Annotated in this window: 23 protein-coding genes; 8 read left to right on the top strand and 15 right to left on the bottom strand. The window is 69.2% G+C overall.

What is annotated here, in order from left to right; translation table 11 throughout:
* Positions 1–206: 206 nt before the first annotated feature.
* Complete coding sequence (locus ABZ803_RS12910) at positions 207–986, bottom strand: enoyl-CoA hydratase-related protein (RefSeq protein WP_357036255.1); 780 nt, start codon at positions 984–986, stop codon at positions 207–209.
* A gap of 79 nt (positions 987–1,065) precedes the next feature.
* Positions 1,066–2,169 (bottom strand): succinyl-diaminopimelate desuccinylase, encoded by a 1,104-nt coding sequence (dapE, locus tag ABZ803_RS12905; RefSeq protein WP_357036252.1) that lies wholly within the window; start codon positions 2,167–2,169, stop codon positions 1,066–1,068.
* A gap of 146 nt (positions 2,170–2,315) precedes the next feature.
* Between dapE and dapD the strand changes: the two genes are divergently transcribed.
* On the top strand, positions 2,316–3,263 hold the full coding sequence (gene dapD, locus ABZ803_RS12900; protein ID WP_357036249.1) for a 2,3,4,5-tetrahydropyridine-2,6-dicarboxylate N-succinyltransferase: 948 nt from the start codon (positions 2,316–2,318) through the stop codon (positions 3,261–3,263).
* A gap of 50 nt (positions 3,264–3,313) precedes the next feature.
* Here dapD and ABZ803_RS12895 read toward each other — a convergent pair whose 3' ends face one another.
* Together ABZ803_RS12895 and ABZ803_RS12890 are read right to left on the bottom strand one after the other, a co-directional pair.
* Entirely contained in the window at positions 3,314–3,706 is a 393-nt protein-coding gene (locus tag ABZ803_RS12895) for a PPOX class F420-dependent oxidoreductase (protein WP_357036246.1), read from the bottom strand.
* 33 nt (positions 3,707–3,739) lie between these two features.
* On the bottom strand, positions 3,740–5,158 hold the full coding sequence (locus ABZ803_RS12890) for an acyl-CoA synthetase (protein WP_357036243.1): 1,419 nt from the start codon (positions 5,156–5,158) through the stop codon (positions 3,740–3,742).
* 126 nt (positions 5,159–5,284) lie between these two features.
* On the opposite strand from ABZ803_RS12890, the gene ABZ803_RS12885 reads away from it, so the two are divergent.
* Both ABZ803_RS12885 and ABZ803_RS12880 read left to right on the top strand, forming a co-directional pair.
* Positions 5,285–6,136 carry an oxygenase MpaB family protein gene (locus tag ABZ803_RS12885; RefSeq protein WP_357036241.1) on the top strand — a complete coding sequence of 284 codons (852 nt, stop codon included), beginning with the start codon at positions 5,285–5,287 and terminating at the stop codon, positions 6,134–6,136.
* A gap of 105 nt (positions 6,137–6,241) precedes the next feature.
* Positions 6,242–6,961 (top strand): hypothetical protein, encoded by a 720-nt coding sequence (locus ABZ803_RS12880; protein WP_357036238.1) that lies wholly within the window; start codon positions 6,242–6,244, stop codon positions 6,959–6,961.
* A gap of 5 nt (positions 6,962–6,966) precedes the next feature.
* Here ABZ803_RS12880 and ABZ803_RS12875 read toward each other — a convergent pair whose 3' ends face one another.
* Entirely contained in the window at positions 6,967–7,599 is a 633-nt protein-coding gene (locus ABZ803_RS12875) for a TetR/AcrR family transcriptional regulator (RefSeq protein WP_062974559.1), read from the bottom strand.
* A gap of 169 nt (positions 7,600–7,768) precedes the next feature.
* Between ABZ803_RS12875 and ABZ803_RS12870 the strand changes: the two genes are divergently transcribed.
* Positions 7,769–8,632: an oxygenase MpaB family protein gene (locus ABZ803_RS12870; protein WP_357036236.1), complete on the top strand. Its 864-nt coding sequence runs from the start codon at positions 7,769–7,771 to the stop codon at positions 8,630–8,632.
* A gap of 7 nt (positions 8,633–8,639) precedes the next feature.
* Here ABZ803_RS12870 and pruA read toward each other — a convergent pair whose 3' ends face one another.
* The 4 genes from pruA to ABZ803_RS12850 all read right to left on the bottom strand — a co-directional run bounded on the left by pruA (position 8,640) and on the right by ABZ803_RS12850 (position 14,611).
* The gene (gene pruA, locus ABZ803_RS12865) at positions 8,640–10,274 is read right to left on the bottom strand and encodes an L-glutamate gamma-semialdehyde dehydrogenase (RefSeq protein WP_357036234.1); all 1,635 of its coding nucleotides are present in this window, start codon (positions 10,272–10,274) and stop codon (positions 8,640–8,642) included.
* 111 nt (positions 10,275–10,385) lie between these two features.
* Positions 10,386–11,495, bottom strand: coding sequence for a succinyldiaminopimelate transaminase (gene dapC, locus ABZ803_RS12860; RefSeq protein WP_040869518.1), 1,110 nt, complete (start codon positions 11,493–11,495; stop codon positions 10,386–10,388).
* Positions 11,496–11,503: 8 nt separating this feature from the next.
* Positions 11,504–11,827 (bottom strand): ferredoxin, encoded by a 324-nt coding sequence (gene fdxA, locus ABZ803_RS12855; RefSeq protein ID WP_014987978.1) that lies wholly within the window; start codon positions 11,825–11,827, stop codon positions 11,504–11,506.
* 183 nt (positions 11,828–12,010) lie between these two features.
* Positions 12,011–14,611: a bifunctional FO biosynthesis protein CofGH gene (locus ABZ803_RS12850; protein WP_357036231.1), complete on the bottom strand. Its 2,601-nt coding sequence runs from the start codon at positions 14,609–14,611 to the stop codon at positions 12,011–12,013.
* Positions 14,612–15,118: 507 nt separating this feature from the next.
* Between ABZ803_RS12850 and ABZ803_RS12845 the strand changes: the two genes are divergently transcribed.
* Together ABZ803_RS12845 and ABZ803_RS12840 are read left to right on the top strand one after the other, a co-directional pair.
* Complete coding sequence (locus ABZ803_RS12845) at positions 15,119–15,616, top strand: PH domain-containing protein (protein ID WP_357036228.1); 498 nt, start codon at positions 15,119–15,121, stop codon at positions 15,614–15,616.
* Entirely contained in the window at positions 15,613–17,220 is a 1,608-nt protein-coding gene (locus ABZ803_RS12840) for a PH domain-containing protein (RefSeq protein WP_357036225.1), read from the top strand. Before ABZ803_RS12845 ends, ABZ803_RS12840 begins: the two co-directional genes overlap by 4 nt.
* Positions 17,221–17,319: 99 nt before the next feature.
* Here ABZ803_RS12840 and ABZ803_RS12835 read toward each other — a convergent pair whose 3' ends face one another.
* The 6 genes from ABZ803_RS12835 to typA form a co-directional block, all read right to left on the bottom strand.
* The gene (locus ABZ803_RS12835; RefSeq protein ID WP_062974548.1) at positions 17,320–17,757 is read right to left on the bottom strand and encodes a hypothetical protein; all 438 of its coding nucleotides are present in this window, start codon (positions 17,755–17,757) and stop codon (positions 17,320–17,322) included.
* Positions 17,754–17,912, bottom strand: coding sequence for a hypothetical protein (locus ABZ803_RS12830; protein ID WP_168434053.1), 159 nt, complete (start codon positions 17,910–17,912; stop codon positions 17,754–17,756). The genes ABZ803_RS12835 and ABZ803_RS12830 overlap by 4 nt, the downstream gene beginning before the upstream one ends.
* A 36-nt stretch (positions 17,913–17,948) precedes the next feature.
* Positions 17,949–19,418, bottom strand: a complete 1,470-nt coding sequence (locus tag ABZ803_RS12825; protein WP_357036221.1) for an amino acid permease — start codon at positions 19,416–19,418, stop codon at positions 17,949–17,951.
* Positions 19,419–19,526: 108 nt separating this feature from the next.
* Entirely contained in the window at positions 19,527–20,411 is an 885-nt protein-coding gene (mshB, locus tag ABZ803_RS12820; RefSeq protein WP_357036218.1) for an N-acetyl-1-D-myo-inositol-2-amino-2-deoxy-alpha-D-glucopyranoside deacetylase, read from the bottom strand.
* Positions 20,408–22,180: an ABC transporter family substrate-binding protein gene (locus ABZ803_RS12815; RefSeq protein ID WP_357036375.1), complete on the bottom strand. Its 1,773-nt coding sequence runs from the start codon at positions 22,178–22,180 to the stop codon at positions 20,408–20,410. The genes mshB and ABZ803_RS12815 overlap by 4 nt, the downstream gene beginning before the upstream one ends.
* An 897-nt stretch (positions 22,181–23,077) precedes the next feature.
* Entirely contained in the window at positions 23,078–24,976 is a 1,899-nt protein-coding gene (typA, locus tag ABZ803_RS12810) for a translational GTPase TypA (protein WP_357036216.1), read from the bottom strand.
* Between the two features lie 232 nt (positions 24,977–25,208).
* On the opposite strand from typA, the gene ABZ803_RS12805 reads away from it, so the two are divergent.
* Together ABZ803_RS12805 and ABZ803_RS12800 are read left to right on the top strand one after the other, a co-directional pair.
* Positions 25,209–25,385, top strand: coding sequence for a hypothetical protein (locus ABZ803_RS12805; protein WP_085994939.1), 177 nt, complete (start codon positions 25,209–25,211; stop codon positions 25,383–25,385).
* Between the two features lie 51 nt (positions 25,386–25,436).
* On the top strand, positions 25,437–25,724 hold the full coding sequence (locus ABZ803_RS12800; protein ID WP_040869527.1) for a 4a-hydroxytetrahydrobiopterin dehydratase: 288 nt from the start codon (positions 25,437–25,439) through the stop codon (positions 25,722–25,724).
* Positions 25,725–25,945 lie beyond the last annotated feature (221 nt).

The raw sequence follows: 25,945 nt of genomic DNA, 5'->3' as shown, positions 1-25,945 counted from the left end.
GCTCGGCGCGCACGTCACGGTACGGATCACGCCGGGTCGGGCAATGACGATCGCGGCGTTCGACGCGGACGCGACCCCGGAGGAGTCGGCCACTCCATGAACCGTCGCCGCCCCGCCTCGCCCGAGTCACTCTCCGTCCGGCCTCGGTGGCTACATGATGACGGCGGCGCCCGCGATTCCGCCCCCGGGGAAAGGGCCTCCCTGCGCTAATCGGGCCAGGCGGGCGGGCGCTTCGCCAGGAAGGCCGCCATTCCCTCACGGGCGCCGGGAAGTTGAGCGGCGGCGGCCATGACTTCCAGGGCGAGGGCGTAGGCGTCTGCTTCGGGACGGTCGAGCTGGCTGTAGAGAGTGCGTTTGCCGAGTGCCTTGCTGGCCCGGCTGCCCCGGGTGGCGCGGGCTTGCAACGCAGCCACGGCAGTGTCCAGCTCGGCGTCCGGCACCGCTCGGTTGATCAGGCCCCACTGTTCGGCGGTGCGGGCCTCGATCGGGTCGCCGGTGAGGGCCATTTCCATCAGGCGTTTACGTCCGACGGCGCGGGCCACCGGCACCGCCGGGGTGTGGCAGAACCAGCCACCCTTGCCGCCGGGGAGCGCGAAACCGGCGGATTCGGCGGCGACGGCCAGATCGCAGGAGGCCACCAGCTGGCAGCCCGCGGCCGTGGCCAGACCGTGCACCCGGGCGATCACCACCTGCGGCACCGACTGGATGGTCGACATGAGCTCGGTGCAGAGCGTGAGCAGTTCCCGCACGCCGAGCAAGTCGCGCGCGGCGACGTCGGCGAAATCGTGGCCCGCGCAGAACACCGGGCCGCGCGCCCCGAGCACTATCCCGGTGGCGTCGGTCTCCCCTGCGGCCCGGAACGAGGCGAGCAGTTCGGCCAGATGCTCACCCGACAGCGCGTTGCGCCGCTCCGGCCGGTTCATGGTGATGCGCACCGTGTCGCCGTCCCGCACGACCAGCAGATGCCGATACTCCAAGGCGGTCATATCTCCACCGTAGATCTCTGCGGACAGCGACACGACAGGTCCGAAAACCCGATTTCAGCGAACGACCCGCGCGCAGCGTTCAGTCCGGTGCGCTGCTCAGGTAGCTGCGCAACATGGCGGTGACGGCGGTGATCTGGTCGACGGGGACGTGCTCGTCGCGCTTGTGCGCGAGGTTGGGATCGCCGGGACCGAAGTTGACCGCGGGGATGCCGCGGGCCGCGAAACGCGAGACGTCGGTCCAGCCGTACTTCGCGCGGACACCGCCGCCGCCGTGGCGCTGCACCGAGTCGATCAGGTCCTTGGCCGCCGGCGCCGTCAGGCCGGGCAGCGCGCCCGGAGCCGCGTCGATCACCTCGAAGGACAGCTCGAGTCCGGCGAAGACCTCGCGCACGTGCTCGACGGCTTGGTCGATCGTACGGTCGGGAGCGAAACGGAAGTTGACCTCCAGCTCGGCGGCGTCCGGCACGACATTGCCCGCCACTCCGGCCTCGACCTGCACGGCGGACAGGCCCTCGCGATAGACGCAGCCGTCGATGTCCACTTCCCGCGCGCGATAGTCGGCCAGCCGCTGCAGTATCGGGGCCAGCCGGTGAATCGCGTTGTCGCCCAGCCACGCCCGCGCCGCGTGCGCGCGCACGCCGGAGGTGCGCAGCCGAGCGCGCAGCGCGCCCTGGCAACCGGCCTCGATCCAGCCGCCGGACGGTTCGCCGAGGACGGCGAGGTCGCCGGTGAGCCAGTCGGGCAGATCGCGCTCGATGTGCCCGAGCCCGTTGAACTCGGCGGCGATCTCCTCCCCGTCGTAGAAGATCAGGGTCAGGTCGTGCACCAGGTCGGCGACGGTCGCGGCGAGGTGCAGAAAGACCGCGTCGCCCGACTTCATGTCCACCGAGCCGCAGCCGTAGAGGACCCGCTCACCCACCGGGCTCACCTCGAACCGCCCGGGCACGTTGTCGGCGATCGGCACGGTGTCCAGGTGCCCGGCCAGGATCACCCGGGTGGGCAGTCCGCGCTGGGTGCGGGCCAGCACCACGTTTCCGTGCCGGAGGATCTCGAACCCCGTCGTCTGCTCACGCAACGCCCGCTCCACCACGTCGGTGATGGCCGCCTCGTCGCGCGAGACGCTCGGGATGTCGACGAGTGCGGCGGTCAGTGCGATCGGGTCGGCATGCAGGTCGATGGTCACGCGCTTCACCCTACGACCCGCCCATCCGCCACGGCCCGCACGCCGCCTCGGGTCGCGGCCGTCTCTTCCGGGAGCGGTCGCGGCGGGAATGGCGGTCGCCGGAGCAGCCGCACCGTTGTCCGGCGCGGGTCGGTAACCTCTAGGCCGTGAGCATCCAGGGAGCAGCAGCAGTCGGTATCGCCAATGTGACCGCGGACGGGACCGTACTGGACACGTGGTACCCGGCCCCGCAGCTGGGCGAGTTCGCCGAGACCGGCACCAAGCGGCTGGACGAGGCGCCCGCGGAGTACGCGGCGCTGCTCGGCTTCGACGACGCGCGCGGGGTCGACGTGATCGCGGTGCGCAGCACGATCGCCGACCTGTCCGCCGCCCCGGTCGACGCGCACGACGTCTACCTGCGCTTGCACCTGCTCTCGCACCGCTTGGTCAAGCCGCACGAGGTGAGTCTGGACGGCCAGTTCGGCCTGCTGACCAACGTGGTGTGGACCAACCACGGCCCCGCCGCGGTGGAGGGCTTCGAGGCCACCCGCGCCAAGCTGCGCGCCCGCGGTCCGGTCACCGTGTACAGCGTGGACAAGTTCCCGCGCATGGTCGACTACGTGCTGCCCTCCGGCGTCCGCATCGGCGACGCCGACCGCGTCCGCCTCGGCGCGCACCTGGCCTCCGGCACCACCGTCATGCACGAAGGCTTCGTGAACTTCAACGCGGGCACCCTCGGCGCGTCGATGATCGAGGGCCGCATCTCCGCGGGCGTCGTGGTCGGCGACGGCTCCGACATCGGCGGCGGCGCGTCCACCATGGGCACGCTCTCCGGCGGTGGCACCACGGTCATCTCCATCGGCGAGCGCTCGCTGCTCGGCGCGAACTCCGGCCTCGGTATCCCGCTCGGCAACGACTGCGTGGTCGAGGCGGGCCTCTATCTGACCGCGGGCACCAAGGTCAGCACCCCCGACGGCACCCTCGTCAAGGCGGCCGACCTGGCCGGCCGCGACAACCTGCTGTTCCGCCGCAACTCCACCACCGGCGCCGTCGAGGTAGTCCCCCGCAAGGGCACCGGCATCGAACTCAACGCCGACCTCCACGCCAACGACTAGAACTGCCACGAGTGGCGCAACCATGTGCCACTCGTGCAGCCTCGGCCGGATCAGGCGAGGTCGGGAGACTCGCCCGAGAGCCCGAATGCGATGACGCGTCGGGGATGGATGCGAATCATCTCGCGGGAGACCCCGGAGATGTACGGGTCGACGTCGGTGAGCGCTTCGGCGGTGCCGCGGATTTCGAGGCAGCGCACCCGCCACGGCTGGACCGACGCGACGTCGTCGACGACGAATGCGACGTGGTCGTTGGTGGCGAGGTTGCGGAATTTCCACGAGGCGCCCATGTTCCAGCCCGCGATGTCGATGGTGCCCAGGTCGGCGTTGTAGCGGAAGCCGACGGGATTGTTCTGGGGTGTGCCGTCGGGCCGGACGGTGGCCAGCCGGCCCAAGCGCTGGGTGTGCAGGTAGTCGATCTGTTCGGGGGTCAGGGTCGAAGTCATGGGCCGACCGTAGAACCTCTACCGGACTCGAGGTCAACCCAGCTTGTTCTTCTGCACCTTGCCCATCGCGTTGCGCGGCAGTGCGTCGACCACGCGGATCTCGCGCGGACGCTTGTGCACCGAGAGTTCACCGGCGACATGGTCGATCAGTTCGCGTTCGGTCGCGGCATCGCGCAGCACGACGAAGGCGGTGATGCGCTGACCGAGGTCGTCGTCGGGCAGGCCGACCACCGCGGCCTCCGCGACCGCCGGATGGCCGAGCAGCACCGTCTCGACCTCCCCGGCGCCGACCCGGTAGCCACCGGATTTGATGAGGTCCACCGATTCCCGGCCGACGATGCGGTGGAAACCTTCCGCGTCGATCGCGGCGACGTCGCCGGTCCGGAACCATCCGTCCTCGGTCCAGCTCTGCGCGGTCGCCTCCGGTCGGTTCAGATAACCGTCGAAGAGCATGGGCCCGGAGACCTGGAGGCCGCCGATGCTCTCGCCGTCGTGCGGAACCGAGGAGCCGGACTCGTCCCGCAGCCGGGTGCGCACGCCGCGCACCGGCGTACCGACCCAGCCCGGCCTGCGCTCGCCGTCGGCCCGGGTGGACAGCGTGATCATGGTCTCGCTCATGCCGTAGCGTTCGACCGGCGCGTGCCCGGTCAGCTCGCGCAGTCGCTCGAACACCGGCACGGGCAGTGGCGCACTACCGGAGACCAGCAGCCGGGCGCCGGACAATCGCTTCGCCGAGTCGGGGTCCTCGACCACCCGCGACCACACGGTCGGCACGCCGAAGTACAGCGAACCTCCGGCCTCCGCGTACGCCTGCGGCGTCGGCTTGCCGGTGTGGATCAGCGGACTGCCCACGCGCAGCGGGCCGAGCAGGCCGAGAATCAGCCCGTGCACGTGGAACAGCGGAAGCCCGTGCACCAGCGTGTCGCTCGCGGTCCAGGCCCACGCGTCGGCGAGGGCGTCCAGACCGGCGGCGATCGCGCCCCTGCTGAGCATCACGCCTTTGGGCAACCCGGTGGTTCCCGAGGTGTACAGCACGAATGCCGTAGCGGCCGGGTCGGGTTCGGAATAGGTGTGCCATGACCTGGCGTGCCGCCGAACCGGCACCACGGGCAGTTCCGCGTCCTGCGGCGCTTTCCCCAGCCACGCCTGAGCACCCGAATCGGCCAGGATGTGCGCGCGCTCCGCGGTTCCGGAGTCCGGTGGCACGGGCACCACGGTGACACCCGCGATGAGGCAGCCGACCACCGCGAGCACGGTCTCCACCGTGGGGCCTGCCAGCACCGCCACCCGCTCGGCGCGCGCGACGCGTTCGGCCACCGAAGTAGCCGCGCCCAGCAGGTCACTGCGGGACAGGGTGGTTCCGTCGATGGTGACGGCGTCGGGGATGTCCGCTCCGCCTGCGACGGCGAGCGGGTTCAGCGAACTGAGCAGCAGCGGCGGACCGAACGACATCCGCCCACGCTACTTCGCCGGGTCCACCACGGCGCGTGGCGACCGGTGCGGGCTGTGACGGTTGACACTCCCACTGACGTGGTGAGAACGTTATTGCATAGCTTTCTCAGCACTGCGAGGTCGACGATGACCAGGCCACTTCCCGCCACGCGTTCCCCCGAATCGGCGGATTCCTTCGACGTCGGGCGATACATCGACGGCGTAGCCGGCTTGTTCGGCGGCGTCGCGAACGTCATCATGCAGCTGAGCACTCCGCCGGTCGGCTACGGCGTGCTGGAGAGCACCGTGCACAGCGGCAACGTGATGTTGCATCCGATCAAACGGCTGCGCACCACCCTGACCTACCTCTCGGTGGCGATGCTCGGCACCGACGAGGAACGCACCGCCTATCGCGAGGCGGTGGACGTCTCACACCGCCCGGTCCACTCGACCGCCTCGAGCCCGGTGCGCTACAACGCCTTCGACCCCGCGCTGCAACTCTGGGTCGCGGCCTGCCTGCATTGGGGAGCGCAGGATCTGTACGAGCGCATGCACGGCCCGATGGACGAGGCGACGGCCGACGCGTTCTACCATCTGGCCGCCCGGCTCGGCACCACCCTTCAGATGCCCGAATCGATGTGGCCGGCCGACCGGCGCGCCTTCGCGGAGTACTGGGCCACGAATCTCGCGAAGACCAGCATCGACCCGGTCATCCGCGCCTATTTCGACGACCTCGTCGACCTGCGCATGCTGCCCCGGCCCGCGCAGCTGGCGTTCGGCCGCCTGCATCGCTTCTTCGTGACCGGCCTGCTGCCCGAGCGGCTGCGCGCCGAGATGGGCATGACCTGGACCGACCGCGACGAGCGCGCACTCGCCCACATCTTGCGCGCGGTCGGGGCCACGCAATCCCGGCTCCCGCGACCGATCCGCCTGTTTCCCCTGAACGCCTATCTCCTCGATATGCGCGTCCGGCGTCGGCTCGGCCTGCGCCTGGTCTGACGGCGAACTCCGTTTCGTGTAGCTACTTCTGGGCAATCGCAATGCGTACGTCCCGATCGCGTTGTCCCCGATCGGCGGTCCGATGCCGCGAGCCAGGAGGAGAAGATGGGCTACCGATTGACCGCGACCGCGCTCGTCGCCGGCGCGCTCCTAGCGCTGTCCGCCCCGGTAGCCTGCGCCGACGAGACCGCGGAGACCGAGGTGGTCGCGGTACCGCCGCGCACAGCGATTTCCGTGCGCACCTCGGTGGGCATCGGCTGGGGCACGGCGAACGAACACGAGTCGCGCTCCAGCCTGTCGCTGTCCAAACTCTTCTTGGCCGACTACGCCCTGCGCCACGGCGACGGCTCGGCCGAGGATCGCTTCCTAGGCGAGCAAATGATCCGCTATTCAGATGACGGCGCGGCGAGCGTGATGGAGGCCAAGTATCCCCAGGCCATCGCCGCCGTCGCCGCCGAATACGGGCTCGCCGAGACGACGCCCGGACCCAATTGGGGCGCGGGGACGACCAGCGCCGCCGACGTCTCCGACTTCCTGGCCACGAAACTGCGCACCGATCCCGGATCACCGATCTTCGAATGGATGGCGGCGGCGGGATCGACGGCCCAAGACGGCACCGAACAGGACTGGGGCACCGCACGATGGCCGTTCGTGCTCGGCACCAAATGGGGCTGGTCGGATCTCGGCGAGCCGGAGGTCGCCTCGGCCTCCTACGGCCCCGGTTTCGCGGTGACCGCGCACACTCGCGGTACCTCGGCCGAGCAGACCGCGGACGTGACGGCCGCGCTCTGGGCGATGATCACCGGGGTTCCGCTGCACCGCTGAGCCGGTCAGCGCACCCGGAACGACACCACCACGTGGTCGCGCGCGAACTGCCGGATCGACGCGTCGTCACCGAGCGGGATGACAGTCTGCGGCGTCAGCGCCAGTGACAGCGCGGTACGGGCGATCATCTCAGCCAACGGCTCCGGATCGTATTCCGGCAGCTTGCCTTCGCGCTGCAAGCGGGTGATGAATTCGGCCAGGTAATCCCGCCCGAGTTCGATGACCGGAGCGCCCTGGGTGGTCAGGTAGGGCAGCACGAGTTCGGGTTCGGTGGCCAGCAGCCGGTGGATCAGCTGATTTCCGCGCAGGCCGTTGATGAACGCGGCGAACAGTTCGACGATCTGATCTTCCGCGCTCGCGTTCCGGTCCACCTGGCGCTGGAGCGCGGCGTCGACCTCCTCGATGAAATCGCGCGTCTGCCGCAGCCCGACGGCCCTGATCAGATCGGTTTTGCTCGCGAAGCGACGATAGAGCGTGGCCAGCGACAGTCCGCCGCGGCGCGCGACTTCGACCATGCTGGTCCGCTTGATACCGAAGTCGAGGAACGCCAGCAGCGCCGCGTCCAGCACTCGCGCCTGGTTGCGATCCTCGGGGGCAGCGCTGCGCACCAGCGGCAGCAGCCTGGTCAACCTGGCCATACCTCAACCCTATCCGCGAGACCGAAACGATGACACTTTCAGCATCGCACACCGTCACCGCCTTCCCGCATGATTGACACCAGCCGCGAGTCGATGAGAAAGTTGGGGCATAATCTTCTCATCGACCGATGCTTCCTGGATCGGGCCGACACGAAAGACGAGGTCGACGATGACCGCGCCGCTGCGCACCGCCGAGCACGAGCCCGATCCCAGCCGAGTCCTCACGCCGGAGACGGTCGAAGAGTATGTGGACGGCATCGCCGCCTTTCTCGGCGGCGCGGCCAATGTCATCATGCAGCTGAGTTTGCGCCCGGTCGGCCGCGGCGTCCTGGAGAGCACCGTCGACAGCGGCAAGGTCACGCTGCATCCGATCAAGCGGCTGCGCACCACACTCACCTATATCGCCGTCGCGCTGCTCGGGTCGGATGCCGAGCGCGAGGCGTACCGCGAGGCCGTCAACGTGTCGCACCGGTCGGTGCGCTCCACCGCGGCGAGCCCGGTGAAGTACAACGCATTCGATCCGAACCTGCAGCTGTGGGTCGCGGCCTGCCTGTACTGGGGCATCGATGACCTCTACACCCGGATGCACGGCCCCATGGACGATGCCACCGCCGACGCCTTCTACGACTACGCCGCGCGCCTGGGCACCACGTTGCAGATGCGGCCGGAGATGTGGCCGGTGAATCGCGCGGCATTCCAGCGGTACTGGGACGAGAACTTGAAGAAACACGGCATCGAGCCCGAGCTGCGGGACTACTTCGACGGCCTGATCGACCTGAAGATGATGCCGCGACCGGTGCAGGTGGTCTTCGCCGGGCTGCAACGCTTCATCGTCACCGGCCTGCTCCCGCAGCACCTGCGCGACGAGATGGGCATGACCTGGACCCACCGCGACCAGCGCCGCCTGGACCGGCTGCTGCGGGCCATCGGGGCCGTGCACCGGCGACTGCCGAAATCCGCACGGATGTTCCCGCTCAACGCCTACCACTACGACCTGCGCAGGCGGCTGCGGCAGGGGAAGCCGCTGGTGTGACCGCGCGTCAGCTTCCCATGTGCGGATAGCGGTAATCCACGGCGGGCACGAACGTCTCCTTGATCGTCCGTGGCGCGACCCAGCGCAGCAGGTTCAACGGCGAGCCCGCCTTGTCGTCGGTGCCGGAGGCGCGCGCCCCGCCGAACGGCTGCTGACCCACCACCGCGCCGGTGGGCTTGTCGTTGACGTAGAAGTTGCCCGCCGCGAAGCGCAGCGCGGCGTCGGCCTCTTCGATCGCGTACCGGTCCTGCGCGAACACCGCGCCGGTGAGCGCGTAGGGCGCCGCCGACTCCACTTCGGCCAGTATCGCGCTGTAGGCGCCGGGTTCGGTGTCGTCGTAGACGTACACCGACAGGATCGGTCCGAAGTACTCGGTGGCGAACGATTCGTCGTGCGGGTTGTCCGCCAGGAACACGGTGGGCCGGACGAACCAGCCTTCGCTGTCGTCGTAGGTTCCGCCGACCGGGATGGCGACGCCCGCTTCCGCGGCGCGGCGGATGGCCGTCACGTTCTTGTCGTAGGCTCGCCGATCGATCAACGCCCCACCGAAATTCGACAGATCCGTGACGTCGCCGTAGCTCAGCTCGCCGGTCTCGTGCAGGAATTCGTCGCCCATCGCGCGCCAGACCGACCGCGCGATGTAGGCGCGCGATGCCGCCGAGCACTTCTGGCCCTGATACTCGAACGCTCCGCGAATGAGGGCGGTGCGCAGCGCGTCCGGGTCGGCCGAGGAGTGCGCGACGATGAAGTCCTTGCCACCCGTCTCCCCCACCAGGCGCGGATAGCCGTGGTAGCGGTCGACATTCGCGCCCACCTGCTGCCACAGATACCGAAATGTCTTGGTGGAACCGGTGAAGTGGATTCCCGCCAGCCGCGGATCGGCCAGCGCCACCTCCGAGAGTTGCACGCCGTTTCCGGTGACCATGTTGATCACGCCGGGCGGCAGGCCCGCCGCCTCCAGCAGCCGCATCGTGTGGAACGCCGCCAGCGTCTGCGTCGGCGAGGGCTTCCACACCACCGTGTTGCCCATCAGCGCGGGCGCGGTCGGCAGGTTCCCGGCGATCGCGGTGAAGTTGAACGGCGTGATGGCGTAGACGAACCCTTCCAGCGGCCGATAGTCCATCCGGTTCCACACCCCGGCACTGGACCCGGGCTGTTGCGCCAGGATGTCGCGCGCGAACGCGACGTTGAAACGCCAGAAGTCGACCAGCTCGCACGGCGCGTCGATTTCGGCCTGCTGAGCCGATTTCGACTGCCCGAGCATGGTGGCCGCCGCGAGGGTCTCCCGCCACGGCCCGGCCAGCAGGTCGGCGGCGCGCAGTAGCACCGCGGCGCGGTCCTCGAAGGGCAGTGCCCGCCACCCCGGGGCGGCCGCCATCGCGGCATCGATGGCTCCGTGCGCTTCCGACTGGGTGATGGCGGTGTAGGTCCCCAGCACTTGCCGGTGCCGGTGCGGTGCGACGATGTCGTGCCGTTCACCGATACCGGGGCGGTGCTTGCCGCCGATCACCAGCGGCACGTCGACGGGCGCGGCGGACAGCTCGGCGAGTTTGCCGAGCAATAGCTCACGTTCGGGGCTACCGGGCGCGTAGGAGTGCACCGGCTCGTTTGCGGGCGTGGGGACAACCGTGACAGCGTCCATACCTCAGGCTAGCTCGCCTTGCCCCGCGCGCGTGGACGCCGACACACCGGGATTGACACGGCCCCTATCGACATTGCTGCGCTCGCACGGAGCAGGAAAACGCTTCCGGCGTCAGCCCGCGGCCAGTCGTTCGGCCGCCGCGGCGATCCGCTCGTCGGTCGCGGTCAGCGCGATCCGCACGTGCTCACTCGCGCCGGGCCCGTAGAAGTCGCCGGGCGCGGCGAGGATGCCGCGATCGGCGAGCCAGTCCAAGGTGGTCCGGCATGGCTCGCCGCGCGTGGACCACAGATACAGGCCCGCCTCGGAGTGATCGATCCGGAAACCCGCTGCTTCCAGCGCTTTTCGCAGCACGTCACGGCGGGCGCGGTACCGCTCGCGCTGACGCGCCTCGTGCGCGTCGTCGCTGAGCGCGGCCGTCATCGCGGCCTGGATCGGGAACGGCACCATCATGCCCGCGTGCTTGCGCACTTCGAGCAGCTCCGCGACCAGCGCCGGATCGCCCGCCACGAACCCGGCGCGGTAACTGGCCAGGTTGGAGGTCTTCGACAGCGAATGCACGGCCAGCAGGTTGGTGTGGTCGCCGTCGCACACCTCGGGGTCGAGCAAGGAGAGGGCGCGGCCCTCCCAGGTCAGTCCCAGGTAGCACTCGTCGGAGGCGACGATCGCGCCGCGTTCCCTGGCGAAAGCGACCACCTTGCGCAGATGCTCGACGCCGAGTACCCGGCCGGTCGGGTTGGACGGCGAGTTCACGTAGATCAGCGCGGGCGTCTGCGGACCGAGCCGGGTGAGTCCGTCGGCGCGCAGCACCTGCGCGCCCGCCAGCAGCGCGCCCACCTCGTAGGTGGGATACGCGACCTCCGGGATGACGACCAGGTCGCCCGCGCCGAGGCCGAGCAGCCGGGGCAGCCCCGCGATCAGCTCTTTGGTGCCGATGGCGGGCAGCACGGCCGCCGGCTCGAGTCCGGTGATCCCGTAGCGCCGCTTCAGCGCGTCGACCGCGGCCGCACGGAGTTCGGGGGTGCCGTGCGTGGTCGGGTAGCCGGGCACCGCGGCGACGGAGTTCAGCGCGGTCCGGATCAGCGGGTCGACCGGGTCGACCGGAGTGCCGACGGACAGGTCGACGATTCCGCCTGGATGGGCGGCCGCCCGCACCTTCACCGAAGCGATGGTGTCCCAGGGAAAATCGGGCAGCAGACTGCTGACCCGGCCACGCGGCGACACGTCAGCTCTCACTCACTCGCCATCGGGGGCAGTTCCTTGATGAACGGCGGGTCGTAGTCGACCTTGCCGACCTTGGTGGCGCCGCCGGGCGAGCCCAGCTCATCGAAGAAATCGACGTTGGCGTTCACGTATCCGCTCCACTGGTCCGGGGTGTCGTCTTCGTAGAAGATCGCCTCCACCGGGCACACCGGCTCACATGCACCACAGTCCACGCACTCGTCGGGATGGATGTACAGCATGCGGCCACCCTCGTAGATGCAGTCCACGGGGCATTCCTCGATGCATGCCTTGTCCTTCACGTCAACGCACGGTTCAGCGATGATGTACGGCACTGCCGCTCTCCTAGTCTGTCCTCGCCTGCGGGATAGTCCGCCCGGCGAAACCCTATCCCGGCACCCCACGTTACTACTGGTCAGCCTGCCCTAACTTCGGGTGGTATGTCCCGCCCACGCGGCCCTCGGTGACCGGGAGACCTTCTCACCGAAGACCGATTACCGCGAGGTGCGGCCGATTCCCTACCCCACCGTCAGCGGCAACGCCGAGACCTTGCGTTCCGGCACACCGTAGGTGGTCGTCCGCTCCCTGGCCGGTCGCCCGATGCCCGCGGCGATCTCCACGAGCTCGGCGACGGTCTTCGCCGAGCCGTGCTGCGAGCCCGCCATCCGGGAGATGGTCTCCTCCATCAACGTGCCGCCGAGATCGTTGGCGCCGCTGTTGAGCATCACCCGGGTGCCGGTGGTGCCGAGTTTGACCCAGCTGGTCTGGATGTTGTGGATCCGGCCGTGCAGCATGATCCTGGCCAGCGCGTGCGCGGCGCGGTTGTCCCGGTTGGTCGGCCCCGGTCGCGCGGCGCCCGCGAGGTACAGCGGCGCGCTCTGGTGTACGAACGGCAGCAGCACGAATTCGGTGAAACCGCCGGTCTCGTCCTGGATACCGCGCAGCACGCGCAGATGCCCGACCCAGTGCTTCGGATTGTCCACGTGGCCGTACATCATGGTCGAGCTGGACCGGATGCCCACCTGATGGGCCGTGGTGATCACCTCGATCCACGCCGAGGTGGGCAGTTTGCCCTTGGTGAGCACCCAGCGCACCTCGTCGTCCAGGATCTCCGCGGCGGTCCCCGGAATGGTGTCCAGGCCCGCTTCCTTGAGCGCGACCAGCCAGTCCCGGATGCTCTGTCCGCCGCGCGAGGCGCCGTTCACGATCTCCATCGGGCTGAACGCGTGCACGTGCAGCGACGGCACCCGCCGCTTGACCGCCCGCACCAGGTCGGCGTACCCGGTGACCGGCAGGTCGGGGTCGATGCCGCCCTGCATGCACACCTCGGTGGCGCCGTCGACATGCGCCTCCCAGGCCCGGTCTGCGACCTCGTCCATGCTCAGCGTGAACGCGTCCGCGTCCCCCTTGCGCTGGGCGAACGCGCAGAAGCGGCACCCGGTGTAGCAGATATTGGTGAAGTTGATGTTCCGGTTCACGACGTAGGTGACGTCGTCGCCGACGGTGTCGCGGCGCAACTGATCGGCCAGCGCGGCGACCGCCTCCAGGTCCGCGCCGTCCGCCGTGGCCAGCGCGAGATACTCGGCGTCGCTGAGCCCGGCCGGATCGCGCTCGGCGGCGCGCAGCGCGGCGAGCACGTCGGCATCCAGCCGCTGCGGCGTGCTGACGGCGAGGTCGCGCGCCTGTTCACGAATGGTTTCCCAGTCGCCGAAAGCGCCGACGAGATCCTGCCCGAGCGCGGCGTCGCTGCGGGCCTCGGTGTTGCGGCCCTCGGTGTCGATGGCGGTGTTGAGGTCGACGCGCCCGGCCGATTCCCACGACTCCTCGGGTTCCTGCCAGGGCAGGCCGACCGGGATCGCGTCCGGCTCGGCCAGCCCCGTGGCCGGGTCGGTGAGCGCCGCGACGTGCGCGCCGATGCGCGGATCGACCCACGGATTGCCCGCGCGCACGTACTTCGGGTGCGCGGAGGTCCGCTCGACCAACTGGTAGCCCGCCGCCTCGGTGATCTCCCGCAAGGTGTCCAGGTTCGGCCACGGCCGCTCCGGGTTCACGTGGTCGGGCGTCACGGGCGAGACGCCGCCCCAGTCATCGATGCCCGCCTCGATCAGCGCGCGGCACTCCTCGTGCGACACCAGGTTCGGCGGCGCTTGCACCGGCACGTCGGGCCCGAGCAGCACGCGGGTGACGGCGATGGTGGCGAGGAATTCCTCCAGGCCCGCGTCCGGCACGTCCCGCATCGCGGTGTCGTCCTTGGCGCGAAAATTCTGGATGATGACTTCCTGGATATGCCCGAAAGCCTTGTGCTGCTTGCGAATCGCCATGATCGACTCGGCGCGCTCCGCCATCGTCTCGCCGATGCCGACCAGGATGCCGGTGGTGTAGGGCACCGAGAGCCGGCCCGCGTCGGTGATGGCCCGCAGCCGCACGGCCGGGTCCTTGTCCGGACTGCCGTAATGGCAGTTCCCCTTTTCGGTGAACAGCCGGGTGGAGGTGGTCTCCAACATCATGCCCATGGACTGCGCCACCGGCTTGAGCCGCGCGATCTCCGCCCAGGACATCACGCCGGGGTTCAGGTGCGGCAGCAGCCCGGTCTCCTCCAGCACCATGATCGACACGGCGCGCAGGTAGTCCAGCGTGGAGTCGTAGCCGCGTTCGTCCAGCCACTGCGCGGCTTCGGGCCAGCGATCCTCGGGCCGGTCGCCCAGCGTGAACAGCGCCTCCTTGCAGCCCAGCGCCGCACCTCGACGGGCGATGTCGAGCACTTCGTCGGGTTCGAGGAACATGCCCTCGCCCTCGGCGCGCAGCTTGCCGGGCACCGTGACGAAGGTGCAGTAATGGCACTTGTCCCGGCACAGGCGGGTCAGCGGGATGAAGACGTTGCGGGAATAACTGATCGTCTTCGGCCGCCCGGCCGATGCCAGCCCGGCGTCGCGCACCCGCGCGGCGCTGCGACACAGGTCGGCGAGGTCGTCACCGGTCGCGTGCAGCAGCACCGCGGCCTCGTCCACGTTCAACGTGACGCCGTCACGGGCCCTGCGCAACGCCCGGCGCATGGCCGATGGACTGGGCGGCGCGGACGGGACGCTCGGGTTCGGTAGGTCGGTCACGCCCTCGATCATGCGCTACACATCCGGAACTGTCTCCCTCCAGTGCTGGTTGCGGCGGAGCGGACAAGCCACCCGGGGCTACGGCTCCACCCGCCACAGCGCCCACGCGGGAACGTGGAGCGCCGTCGAGCGTTGACAACTGTGGGGTGCCCGAGGCTATTCCAGGGCACTGCCCAGCACCGGACTCGCGTTCACCCTTCGACGGTGGCCTTCGGGTCGTTCCGCCGGACGAGGCCTTCGCAGTGCGGGCCGTGCGCGCGCGAACTCCTCGGAGAGCGCCCACGTCGGCGCCGCGCCGGGAACGATCACCGCTGTCGCGGCTACGCCGGGGCCGAGCCCGTGACGACACACGAGGCCGACCGCCGGTCGCGTATCTGATCCGCGTCCGAATTGTCTGCGGCACAGATGAATTCGTGCACCCATCGACATTGCGCAGGCCCGCGCCCACCCGCCTGCCCGATCGGCACCGCCGACGCTCGCCGACGACAGCGCGCACCTGGTCGTGCAAACATTGGCAGCATGTCGCAGCCGCGCACGATCATGGCCGATCCGGCCTGGCGCCCCAGTCCCAAGGCGAGGCTCCTGTGGACCGCGCAGGCAGCGCTGGGCTGGGTGATTCCGTTCGCGGCTCTGCTGGTGTGGTCGCTGCTCGACTCCGCGCATCGTGGATGGCAGCTCGGCTTCTTCCTGGTCGCGCTGGTGCCCGCCGCGCTGAACATCGCGGTGGCCCCGTGGTGGCGCTACGCCGTGCACCGCTGGGAGGTCACCGACGAGGCGGTCTACACCCGGGTCGGCTGGCTCACCCAGGAGAGCCGGGTCGCGCCGATCTCGCGCGTACAGACCGTCGACACCGAACGCGGGCCGCTGGAGCGCCTGCTCGGACTGGCCACGGTCACCGTGACCACCGCGTCCTCCGCGGGGGCGGTCCAGATCAGCGCGCTCGATCTGCCGGTCGCCGAGGAAACCGTGACGCGGCTGACCAGCATCGCCGCCCAGCATCGCGGCGACGCGACATGAGTGGCGCACCGGCGGTGGACGCCGCGCGGGCCGAACAGCCGTGGCAGCGGCTGGACAAGCGGATGCTGCTGGTCCACCCCATCACAGAGGTGGTGAAGTTCATCCCGGTGCTGATCGGTTCGGTGATCCTCGGCACCAGCAGCGGCAACCACGTGTGGAGCATCATTCCGCTCGCGCTGATCGTGGGCTTCGCGCTGACCCGCTGGTTCACCACGACGTATCGGGTCGGGCCGACGCACGTCGAGTTGCGCACCGGCCTGCTGCAACGCAAGAAGCTGTCGGTGCCGCGCTCACGCATCCGCTCGGTGGACATCGAAGCCGACCTGCTGCACCGGGCTCTCGGACTCGCGGTGCTGGCGATCGGCACCGGCCAGCAGGCCGATTCGGGTGAGCAGTTCAAGCTCGACGCCCTGGACACGCGGGTCGTGCCGCCGTTACGGGCCGCGCTGCTCGCCCACACGGCCACGCGGGCTGAGCAGTCCGAAGACCGGAAAGAGCCGGGGCAGAACGAATCCGGTGGCTTCGCCGCGCCGCGCACGCGGGCACGCGAGATCGGGCACTGGAGTCCGGCGTGGGTGCGTTACGCCCCGCTGTCGCTGACCGGGTTCGCGATCATCGCCCCGATCGTCGGCTTCGCGCTGCAATACGGGCTCGGCGAGATCGTGTTCCGGTCGGACGCGGTACACGACGTGGAAGACGGCGGCGTGCTCGTTCTCGCGCTCGCCGCGGGGGCGCTGCTGTGCGCCATCGTCCTCGTGGTCAGCGCTGCCGCGTGCGCGCACTATCTGACCACTTATTTCGGACTGCGCGTGCGCGACGACGGCAAAACCTTGCAGCTGCGCCACGGCCTGTTCACCACCCGTCAGATCACGCTCGACCGGGCGCGGCTGCGCGGGGCGACGGTCAACGAACCCTTGCTGCTGCGCCTTGCCGGCGGCGCCGAACTCGAAGCGATCATGACCGGGGAGAACCCGCGCCAGAAGATCCTGCCGCAGGCCCCGCGCGAGGCCGTCGAACACACCCTCGGCCATCTCCTGGCCCCGCAGGAGGTGCACGACAACGATATTGCGCTCCGTCCGGACGCGAGGCCCACCGGCGCGGGGGCGTCGGACTCGCACACCGTGCCGGAGCCGGGAAGCGCTCCGCTTATCGCACATGGGCCCGCCGCGCGGCGCCGCAGGCATACCCGTGCGCTCGCGCCGGTCGTCCTGATCGCCGCGGTACCGGTCTTCTTCTCCCTTGCCGGAGAGCACTATTCACCGTGGTGGTGGCTGGTGCCCGGCCTCGCGCTACCGATCGCGCTCGCGCTCGCGGAGGACCGCTATCGCGGCCTCGGCCACGCGGTACTGCCCCGCACGCCCACCGGCCCGGCCTGGCTGATCACCCGGTCCGGGTCGCTGGACCGGGACCGCGACTGCCTGGAGGCCCCCGGCGTGATCGGCTGGACGGTGCGCCGGACCTTCTTCCAGCGGCGTGCGGGAGTCGCCACGGTGGTCGCGGCCACCGCGGCGGGCAAGAAGCGCTACGCGGTGGTCGACCTGCCCGCGGGCGAGGCGTGGGGTCTCATCGAAGCGGTCACACCGGGGCTACCGGGTGCGCGCTGACCCACCGGGCGGATGTCGCTGATCGGTTGCCGAGCAACGGCATCGGACGTCCGCGGCACGTACACCCGCAACGCGACCTCGGCGGTCCGGCCGCCGAGATCAGTGATGGCGGAAGAGGCTCGCGTTCGCCTGGATGTAGAGGTACCCCAACGGCGGCAGCAGCCCGCCGAACAACAACAGCGCCGTCCGCCAATCGCTGCCCAGCAGAATGTCACCGCCCGGACCGGCGCTCGCGCAGACCAGGAAGCCGAACGCCCAGGCCACCACCGGCAGACCCAGCACGGCGGGACGCCGGGTCACCGATCGCGCCCCCGCGACGAGCAGGACGTTCACCACCCCCGCCACCACGGCGGACGCCGGGAAGGCGACGGAGCCCAGGTAGGTCGGCAAGTACAGCGCCTCGAGCGCCAGGGTGAGCAGGGCGTTCAGGACCAGGAGCACCAGGATCACCGAGCCGACGACGCCCATGGGACGGCGGGCATCCGCTGCTGCCACAGGAGCCCGATCGCCCGCGTGGTCATCGAGCTTCGTCGTCACGGCACCGGCGGGTAGCCGAGGAGGGTCAGCAGGTGGCTCTGCATATCGGCGAACGCGTACAGCACCGTCATATACATGTCGTGCTGTTCGGGCCAGTGCGGCCGCATGCTTTCGACGAACGCCGCGATCGCGTTCTGGAGCTCCCAGTTGTACATACTGCCGAGTCTATTCCGGCGCTACGAGATGCATGATCAGTTCTCCCGGTCGGCAGGCAGCGCCGCGACCGCCGGGAACTCGCCGGTTGGACCGCCACGCTCCGCCGCGATGGCCAGCACCCGCTTACGCGCGGCAAACCAGCCGACGATCAGCGCGGGGACGATCAGGGCCAGGGTCGCGACGGTCCAGGTTCCCACCGGATAGTCGAACCCGGTGAGCACGACGACGAAGAACAGGAACACCAGCGTGAGCAGGCCGGTGTAGGGCGCGCCGAACATGCGGAACGCGGGCCGCTCGATGCGTCCCCGAGTGGACCAGCGCCACAATTGCAGCTGGCACAGCACGATGGTGGCCCACGAGGCCACGATGCCCAGCGACGCCATGTTCAGCACGATCTCGAACGCCCGATTCGGGACGATGCCGTTGAGCGCGATACCGACCAGCGCGATCAGGCTGGTGAGCAGGATGCCGCCGTAGGGGACGCCGTTGCCGCCCATCACCCCGGTGAATTTCGGCGCGCTGCCGTTCATCGACATCGAGCGCAGGATGCGGCCGGTCGAGTACAGGCCGGCGTTCAAGCTGGAGAACGCCGCGGTGAGCACCACGAGATTCATCACGCTGCCGATCCCGGGGACGCCGAGCATGGTGAAGAACGTGACGAAGGGGCTCTCGTCGGCGGTGTACCGCGTGTACGGCAGCAACAACCCGAGCAGCACCAGCGAACCGACGTAGAAGACGGCGATCCGGGCGATCACCGAATTGATCGCCCGCGGCATGATCTTCTCCGGGTGCTCCGTCTCGCCCGCCGCGGTGCCGACCAATTCGACCGCGGCGTAGGCGAAGACGACACCGGATACCACCACGACCAGCGGCATGATGCCGGTCGGGAACAGGCCGCCGTGATCGGCGACCACGCTCGGGCCGGTCGCTTCACCGTGCACGGTGAAGCGACCGAGCAGGAAGATCGTGCCGACGATCAGGAACGCGCTGAGCGCGAACACCTTCACCAGCGCGGCCCAGAATTCCATCTCGCCGAACCATTTCACCGAGATCAGGTTGACGCTCAGCACGAGGACCAGCGCGACCAGCGCGAGAACCCACTGCGGGATGGCGGCGAACCCGGACCAGTAGTGGAAGTACTGCGCTATCGCGGTGGTGTCGGCGATACCGGTCATCGACCAGTTCAGGAAGTACATCCAGCCCGCGACGAAGGCGGCCTTCTCGCCGAAGAACTCGCGCGCGTAGGAGACGAACGACCCCGAGGAGGGCCGGTGCAGGACGAGTTCACCGAGCGCGCGCAGGATCAGGAACGCGAAGAACCCGCAGACTCCGTAGACCAGGAACAACCCGGGGCCTGCGCTGGCCAGCCGCCCGCCTGCGCCGAGGAACAGGCCGGTGCCGATGGCGCCGCCGATCGCGATCATCTGCAGCTGCCGCGGCTTCAGACTCTTGTGGTAACCGTGGTCCTCGATGCTGAGATGAGTTTCGTCGCCGCGCGCGGTCATGAAACGCCGGTTCCTCCATTTCGATGTCCCGAGATCACGCCGAACGGTACCCGCCGCGCGGGCACCGCCGGATGGCAACCCTCGGGCGACAACATCGGCGGCGCCCGGTCACTCCAGTCCGGCGAACAGATCGTGCTCCCGCCCGTCCGGCCCGAGCGGACCACGCCGCCCCCGCACCAGGATGAAGTGCTCTTCGGGCAGGACCGGCTGGGCGACTTTGTTCGACAGGGCGAATTCCCGGCCGGACGGCGCGACGGTGACCTGGGTGGCGTGTGCCCGCAGCGCGGCGCGCTTGGCCGTCAGAACGTCGGACACGTCGATCGTGGTGGTCACCGCGTCACTGGGCACGCTCGCGAGCTCGCCTTCGGCGGGCAGCCGCCAACCGGGTGGCAGGGCGCCGGGCAGGCCCGCGGCCGTGCGCCGGGCCAGCGCGGCGGTGTGCAGGCGCAGCATGTCGGCGTCGGTGACGGTCCAGTAGTACTTCGGGGTGTCCCAGCCCTCGCCCGCCGCCACCTGCACGGCAGCCGTGGTGATCTCGTGTGCTCGGATGTGGTCCGGGTGGCCGTAGCCGCCGTTCGGGTCGTAGCCGACCACGACGCGCGGCCGTAGCTCGAGCACCACGTCGGTGAGGGCCCGCACCGCTTCGTCCCCGGAGCGCACGAATACCCGGGGCTTGTGCGCGGCGGGCGTACCCGCCATTCCGGAGTCGCGCCAGCGTCCCGCGCCGCCGAGAAAGCGCGGCGGGCCCGCGTTCAACGCCGCCAGCGCACGGGTCAGCTCGAGGATGCGATAGCCGCCGAGCTGGTCGGCGTGCTGCGCGGCGAGCAGCGCCCACTCGTCGCCGATCACCTCGCCCTCCTCGCCGAGCGTGCAGGTGAGCACGGTGACCGGCACGCCGCGACGGCGGTAATGCGCGATCGTGCCTCCGGTGGTGATGGACTCGTCGTCCGGGTGGGCGTGCACCAGCAGCAGCCCGCCCGTCCCCGCGGTCACGGAATCCTGCGCCACATGGACGCGTCGCCGAAGATGCCGACCTGGATCGCGCCGCTGAGCGAGGCGCCGTCCAGCCGGGGACCGGACGCCGCGACGGCGTTGTCCTGCACGATCGGCAGTACGGTCGCCATGGCCCACAGTTTGGGCTCCGCTTCGGCGATCACCCGTCCCACGTCGCCGCCCCGCAGAGCCTCGTCGATCGCGGGTTGCAGCGTCGGATCGCATATCCCGGACAGGTTGCTCGGCGCGCGTTGCGCCGCCTCGGCGATGGCCTGCGCCGGGCCGGTGATCCCCGGCAGCGCGGGCGGCGGGCATCCGTAGCGGGACGCCAGCACGGTGGCTGGATCGGATCCGGCCACCTCCCAGCCGACGATCGCGTCGACCGTGCCATCGATCAGTTCCTTGCCGTAGAGCTCATCGGCGGCGACGCTGCGCACGGTGGCGTCGATGCCCGCGCTGCGCAGCTGGTCGGCAGCGGTATTGGCCACGGCCAAGGCGGTGGCGTCCCGATCCACCGCGCCGATGCGCACGGCCAGCGGCTTGCCGTCCTTGCCGAGGGTGCGCGGCTGCGGGGCGGGCGAGGTCGGGGAGACAGCGGGCGGCGGCTCCGGCGCCCGGCCGTAACCCGCGGCGGCGAGCAGCGCGAACGCCTCCTCCGCCGACGGACGCGGCGGAGCGGTCGGGGCGTAACCGGGATCGGACGGCGCGAGCACTTGCGCGCGAGCCGGTTCCACCCAATTGCCGGTCTGGGCGCCGACCGTCGCCAGCAGAGCGGGATCGAGCAGCGCCAGCACACCCGAACGGACCCTGGGATCGCTCAGTTCGCCTTTGCGCCCGTTGAGCGCCATTTGCAGCACCCGCGACTGCGGCATGATCGCGGTCCGCACGGAGGGAATCGCCCCCAACTGCGCCTGGGTCGCCACGCCACCGTGGACCAGCGCCATCTGGATGTCTCCGGTGCGCAGCGAGCCCGCCAGCTGCGCGGGCGTGCCGCCGCGGCGCAGCAGGATCTGGCCCGGCATCGCCGGTGTGCCCCAGAAACGGTCGTTGCGTTCCAGCAGCATCTCGTCACGGCCCGGGTCCGCCGAGCGGATCCCGAACGGGCCGCCGGACACCCGGACCCCGTTGACCTGGCCGTTCATCCCCCTGGCGAACCCGCCGGGCGCGTCCTTGAGTAGATGGGACGGCAGCAGATCGGTGAACAACTCGCGCCAGCCCGGGTAGGGCTGCGCCATCACGACGGTGACCGTCTTGCCACCCGCCGAGGAGTTCACATCCGAGATCATCCGGTATCCGGCCGGATCGACGACTCCCGGTTCGGAGATCATCTCCTGCCACAGGTAGCGGAAGTCCTCGGCCGCGATCGGCGCTCCGTCCGACCAGGACGCCTCGTTGCGCAGCTTGTAGGTGATCGTGAACGGTTCCTGCGCGGTCACTTCGGCGGAGACCAGCAACGACGAATCCGGCACCCATGCCGTCGCGCCCGGCCGCGCCGGATCGGGTACCGGCCGAAACGGGCTCGGCAGCACCAGGGAGGCGATCGCCGAGGTGGCGGCGGACTGGTCCGAGCGCAGGTGCGGATTGAAGGCGGTACCGATGGTGTCCAGGGCGACGACCACGGTCGTCTCCGCGGGCTTGACCGGTGTGGTCTTCGGACTGTCGGTGCTCTCGATGGGCGGCGGCGGATTCGCGGCACAGCTGCTGATCAAGGTCAGCACTGCCACGGCCGGCAACAACGTGCGCCACGCTGCGCGTTTTCCTGCGCCCACTTTCACGCTCGGGAACTCTACCGTACGGTCGAGGCCGTTCCCAGATTCCCGCTGCCGAGCGGGTAAACGACGCGGCCCATCGGATATCCGCGGACGCGCAAACATGAGTGCGTCGCAGCGCCGGTGAGACGACCCGTCCATACCGGGCCGAATCTCGGCAAATATTCGGCGTACCCGCTACGGAGCGATATCCGAGGTTGCACCGACGCACTGACTTCCGACAATTCTCCTGCCGATCGCCTACGTTCGCGAAAGCGCGATCTGATTTCACTCGTTCGCGTAAGTGAACAATCGCACCGAAACGCCGACCGGGAGAAGGAACCCGCCTACGCGAAGCAGCGATCCGGTGCCCCCACTCCAGGCGCATGCCTGCCATAGCTGCACGTCAAGCCCTCCGATCCCGACAACGGCATCTCCTCGACCGTCCGGGTGACCACAACCGTGAGATCGGAATGAATCGAACGCGCAGTAATTATGCGAATTCCATTGGATGACGCAAAACATTCTACATCCAAGTCCCGTACCGAATTCTCACCTGTTCCCCGCGAAGAACACGCGCACCGGTCAGCGATTCCCTACACGGAGAATATGAATACTTCGTTCCATGGTCCTACAGCGCAGGAGAAATGGCCGAGAATGCCATAGAAATACTCGATGTCGTTCGGAAGGCAGATGCGGCATCGGACCCGGTCCGCAAACCACATCACGAAGCCGTATCGAGGATATTCCGATTGCCGCGCTCGCCCCGAATTGCATCACGGATGAATTTCCGACGATCCTCAGGCGTACGCGAGTCGAATCCGCGGCCCTCCAGCGCGAACACCTTCCGGCTCGCGCACCGACCGGAACGGGATCCGGCGTCCCCGCGGACACCGAATCCCGTTCCATCCGAGCTGATTACAGCGCCGCGCGGTCACGCGCCTTGCGCCGGGACAGTTCCCGGGCACGTTCGTTCTGCCCGAGGACCACCTTGCGGATCCGAACCACTTCCGGGGTGACCTCCACGCACTCGTCGGCGGCGCAGAACTCCATGGCGCCTTCGAGATCCAGTTGCAGCGGCTTGGCCAGGGTCTCGATCACATCGGCGGTCGAGCTGCGCATGTTGGTCAGCTTCTTCTCGCGCGTGACGTTGATGTCGAGATCCTCCGCGCGCGGGTTGACTCCGACGACGTGCCCCTCGTAGGTGTCCGCGCCCGGCTCCACGAAGAACTGCCCGCGGTCGGCGAGCTGGATCATGGCGAACGGCGTCACCGTGCCCGACCGGTCGGAGACCAGCGAGCCGGTGTGCCTGGCGCGGATCTCGCCCGCCCACGGCGCGTAGCCGTGCGACACGGCGTTGGCGATGCCGGTGCCGCGGGTCTCGGTGAGGAAGTCGGTGCGGAAGCCGATCAGGCCACGCGAGGGAACGATGAACTCCATCCGCACCCAACCCGCGGCGTGGTTGCTCATCTGCACCATCTTGCCCTTGCGCGCGGCCAGCAGCTGGGTGATCGCGCCGAGGTACTCGTCGGGGCAGTCGATGGTCAGCTCTTCGTACGGCTCGTGCACCTTGCCGTCGACCTGCTTGGTGACCACCTGCGGCTTGCCGACGGTCAGCTCGAAGCCCTCGCGGCGCATGGTCTCGACCAGGATGGCCAGCGCCAGCTCACCACGGCCCTGTACCTCCCATGCGTCCGGGCGGCCGATGTCGAGCACGCGCAGCGACACGTTGCCGACCAGCTCCTGGTCCAGGCGCGCCTTCACCATGCGGGCGGTCAGCTTGTGGCCCTGCACCCGGCCGACCAGCGGCGAGGTGTTGGTGCCGATGGTGACCGAGATGGCGGGCTCGTCGACGGTGATGCGCGGCAGCGCGACCGGATCGTCGATGTCGGCGAGGGTGTCGCCGATCATGATCTCCGGGATGCCCGCGATGGCGACGATGTCGCCCGCCACGGCGACCTCACCCGGCTGACGCTCGACGCCGATGGTCTGCAGCAGCTCGGTGATCTTCACCTGCTTGACGCCGTCGGCGTGCATCCACGCGACGTTCTGCCCCTTGCGCAGTTCGCCGTTGTGGACGCGGACCAGCGCGAGACGGCCGAGGAAGGCCGAGGCGTCCAGGTTGGTGACGTGCGCCTGCAACGGCGCGGTCTGATCGCCCTTCGGCGCGGGAATGTATTCCAGCAGCACGTCGAACAGCGCGTCGAGGTTCTCCGCGGCCGGGGCGTTGCCGTTCTCCGGACGTTCCTTGGACGCCTTGCCCTCCCGCCCGGAGGCGTACAGCACCGGAAGGTCGAGCGCGAGCTCGGCGGCTTCGGCGGCGGCGTCGTCCAGATCGGAGGCCAAGTCGAGCAGCAGGTCGTGACTTTCCTCGACGACCTCCTCGATGCGGGCGTCGGGGCGGTCGGTCTTGTTCACGACCAGGATCACCGGCAACGACGCGGCCAGCGCCTTGCGCAGCACGAACCGGGTCTGCGGCAGCGGGCCCTCGGAGGCGTCCACCAGCAGCACGACACCGTCCACCATGGAGAGGCCGCGCTCGACCTCACCACCGAAGTCGGCGTGGCCCGGGGTATCGATGACATTGATGACGGTGACCGAGCCGTCCGGGTGGTGGCGGTGCACCGCCGTGTTCTTGGCGAGAATGGTGATGCCCTTCTCGCGCTCCAGGTCGCCGGAGTCCATCACTCGATCGACGGGCTCGGCCCGCTCGGCGAAGGCGCCGGACTGGCGCAGCATGGCGTCGACCAGGGTCGTCTTGCCGTGGTCGACGTGGGCCACGATGGCGACGTTGCGAAAATCGCGTGCAGACGACACGCCTGAATCCTCCTGCTGTTTCGGTGTGGGAGCCGATGGTGCTCGGTGTCCTGCGAGAGCGGGACCCCTGCGCGGTTACGCAGGTTGCCGCCTCCGGGTCCTGACGCTCACGCCGGGCTCCTTGCAGACAGGTGGAGAATCGAAACTCACCGGGCATAGCGGCCAGCTACACCCTACCGGCAGTCCGTTCGCGCAACGTTTCAGGCTTTGTACTTAGGGTACGCTAACCCCCGTGGGCAAGGTCAAAGCAAAGAAGGTTTCGAGCCTGAAACCCAAGAAGAAGTGCTGTCGGAAGAAGACGCGCTGCCTGAAGTGCCCCGTGGTCATCATGCGGATGAAGAAGTGCGAAGCGGCCGGAGTCACCGGCAAGGATCTGAAGAAGGCACTCAAGCAGGCACGCGCGGCCTGACCATCGCCGCCACCTTTCCGGGGCGGCCCGAGGCGAGTAGCAAGGAGTGTTATGGCCCAGCAGACACTGCTCTCCGATATCGAGATCGCCGAGGCCCTCACCGAACTGCCGGACTGGACCAGATCAGGGGACGCACTGGTCCGCACGGTCGAGGCGCCCACCTTTCCCGCGGGCATCGACCTCGTGCGCCGGGTCGCCGAAGTCGCCGAGGAAGCCGACCACCATCCGGACATCGATATCCGCTGGCGCAACGTCACCTTCAGCCTGTCCACCCACTCCGCGGGCGGGCTCACCGCGCTGGACGTCGCCCTGGCGCACCAGATAGATCGGCTGTGCTGAATTCGCAGCGCCTGCGGCGCTGCGTGTTCGCTGTGTTGGTTCGGCCGCGACTCCGTCGCGGCGTGTTCGCGGCCCCTTGATGGCTCGTGTCCGAGCGACCGCCGCTTGCTCCTTCGTCGCCTACGCGACGGCCACTCGGACACGAGCCGGGCCGCGAATAGAACATGCTCGGTCTCGCTTCGCTCGAAACCGGGAGTCTCGGCCCATCGTCGCGTCGAGGA

Source organism: Nocardia sp. NPDC047648, assembly GCF_040642815.1.
Taxonomy (GTDB): Bacteria; Actinomycetota; Actinomycetes; order Mycobacteriales; family Mycobacteriaceae; genus Nocardia; species Nocardia gamkensis.
Note: the sequence above shows the minus strand (reverse complement) of the source record. Positions and strands in the feature narration are given on the sequence as shown.

Coding starts and splice junctions, on each gene's coding strand:
- ABZ803_RS12910 (WP_357036255.1), bottom strand. CDS start 986: ATGACCGCCTTGGAGTATCGGCATCTGCTGGTCGTGCGGGACGGCGAC.
- ABZ803_RS12895 (WP_357036246.1), bottom strand. CDS start 3,706: ATGACTTCGACCCTGACCCCCGAACAGATCGACTACCTGCACACCCAG.
- ABZ803_RS12890 (WP_357036243.1), bottom strand. CDS start 5,158: ATGTCGTTCGGTCCGCCGCTGCTGCTCAGTTCGCTGAACCCGCTCGCC.
- ABZ803_RS12885 (WP_357036241.1), top strand. CDS start 5,285: ATGACCAGGCCACTTCCCGCCACGCGTTCCCCCGAATCGGCGGATTCC.
- ABZ803_RS12880 (WP_357036238.1), top strand. CDS start 6,242: ATGGGCTACCGATTGACCGCGACCGCGCTCGTCGCCGGCGCGCTCCTA.
- ABZ803_RS12875 (WP_062974559.1), bottom strand. CDS start 7,599: ATGGCCAGGTTGACCAGGCTGCTGCCGCTGGTGCGCAGCGCTGCCCCC.
- ABZ803_RS12870 (WP_357036236.1), top strand. CDS start 7,769: ATGACCGCGCCGCTGCGCACCGCCGAGCACGAGCCCGATCCCAGCCGA.
- pruA (WP_357036234.1), bottom strand. CDS start 10,274: ATGGACGCTGTCACGGTTGTCCCCACGCCCGCAAACGAGCCGGTGCAC.
- ABZ803_RS12850 (WP_357036231.1), bottom strand. CDS start 14,611: ATGATCGAGGGCGTGACCGACCTACCGAACCCGAGCGTCCCGTCCGCG.
- ABZ803_RS12845 (WP_357036228.1), top strand. CDS start 15,119: ATGTCGCAGCCGCGCACGATCATGGCCGATCCGGCCTGGCGCCCCAGT.
- ABZ803_RS12840 (WP_357036225.1), top strand. CDS start 15,613: ATGAGTGGCGCACCGGCGGTGGACGCCGCGCGGGCCGAACAGCCGTGG.
- ABZ803_RS12830 (WP_168434053.1), bottom strand. CDS start 17,912: ATGTACAACTGGGAGCTCCAGAACGCGATCGCGGCGTTCGTCGAAAGC.
- ABZ803_RS12825 (WP_357036221.1), bottom strand. CDS start 19,418: ATGACCGCGCGCGGCGACGAAACTCATCTCAGCATCGAGGACCACGGT.
- ABZ803_RS12800 (WP_040869527.1), top strand. CDS start 25,437: ATGGCCCAGCAGACACTGCTCTCCGATATCGAGATCGCCGAGGCCCTC.